Source organism: Mycobacterium sp. E136 (assembly GCF_001666865.1).
Taxonomy (GTDB): domain Bacteria; phylum Actinomycetota; class Actinomycetes; order Mycobacteriales; family Mycobacteriaceae; genus Mycobacterium.
In genome coordinates this window covers 1-1,052 of sequence record NZ_LZJE01000002.1, presented here as the reverse complement: position 1 = coordinate 1,052, position 1,052 = coordinate 1, and the positions used below count along the sequence as shown (strand labels likewise).

Annotated in this window: 1 protein-coding gene and 2 pseudogenes; 2 read left to right on the top strand and 1 reads right to left on the bottom strand. The window is 68.2% G+C overall.

What is annotated here, in order from left to right; genetic code table 11:
• Together A5698_RS29930 and sigJ are read left to right on the top strand one after the other, a co-directional pair.
• Positions 1–76: pseudogene (locus A5698_RS29930) on the top strand (carboxymuconolactone decarboxylase family protein); the annotation flags it as partial.
• Positions 52–756, top strand: a pseudogene (gene sigJ, locus A5698_RS00080) (RNA polymerase sigma factor SigJ); the annotation flags it as partial. The pseudogenes A5698_RS29930 and sigJ, both read left to right, overlap by 25 nt.
• Here sigJ and A5698_RS28815 read toward each other — a convergent pair.
• Positions 725–1,052, bottom strand: a 328-nt coding sequence (locus A5698_RS28815) for a carboxymuconolactone decarboxylase family protein (RefSeq protein WP_197506579.1), incomplete at its 5' end; no start/stop codon positions are given. The pseudogene sigJ and the gene A5698_RS28815 sit on opposite strands and share 32 nt — an antisense overlap.

The following is a 1,052-nucleotide window of genomic DNA, read 5'->3' as shown; positions in this document are numbered from 1 at the left end:
CAAGCACATCGACGACTACGCGACCTCGCCGCTGTTCTCCGACGACGAGCGCGCCGCGATCGCCTACGCCGACGCGAAACCTATGTGGGCGAATGGCTTCCGGAGCCGGTTGTCGTCCCGCTGGACAGCGACGACCCGTTGGCGGCGGTGGTTGCGGGCGAGGACGCCCGGTTCGCCGCGATGGTGGTGCTCGAGCGGCTCACGCCCGACCAGCGGGTGGCTTTCGTGCTGCACGACGGCTTCTCGGTACCCTTCGCGGAGATCGCCGACGTGCTCGGAATCGGCGAGGCGGCGGCTCGGCAACTCGCGTCGCGCGCTCGTCGGGCCGTTGCCGATGCGCCGCCACCGGTTCCCGACGAGGCCCACAACGAGGTGGCGGGCGCGCTGATGGCGGCGCTGGCGTCGGGCGACATGGAAGCCGTTGTGGCGCTGCTGCATCCGGATGTCACCTTCACCGGCGACTCGAACCGCCGGGCACCCACCGCACCGCGCGTCATCCACGGACCGGAGAAAGTGGCCCGGTTCCTGTTCGGACTGGTCCGACGATACGGACCGCAGTTCCTGTCGTCGAGCCAGCTGGCGAACGTCAACGGACAGCTGGGCAGCTACCTCTCCGGCTCACCGGCCAACGATGGCTACCCGGAGGTCATGCCGCGCGTCACCGCGATGACCGTGCGCGACGGCAAGGTCTGCGCGATTTGGGATATCGCCAACCCGGACAAGTTCACCGGTTCACCGTTGAAGGCTCGTCTGTAGCCGTCGTCTCCTCGCGCAAGCGCTCGTCGGAAGCCCACGGAACGCGGCACGAGTCGCCGGAACCGAAGCCCTGCTCGGTGATTCCCAGCGCCGAGTACATCCGCGCCCGCATGTTCTCCACGCCGATTTGATACGTCAGCTCGATGACGCCGTCGTCGCCGAACCGCTGCCGAAGGTCGTCGACCTGCTCATCGGTGATGGTGTGCGGGTCGGTGGTCATCGCGTCGGCGTAGGCGATCGCGGCGCGCTCGTCGTCGGAGAACAGCGGCGAGGTCGCGTAGTCGTCGATGTGCTTG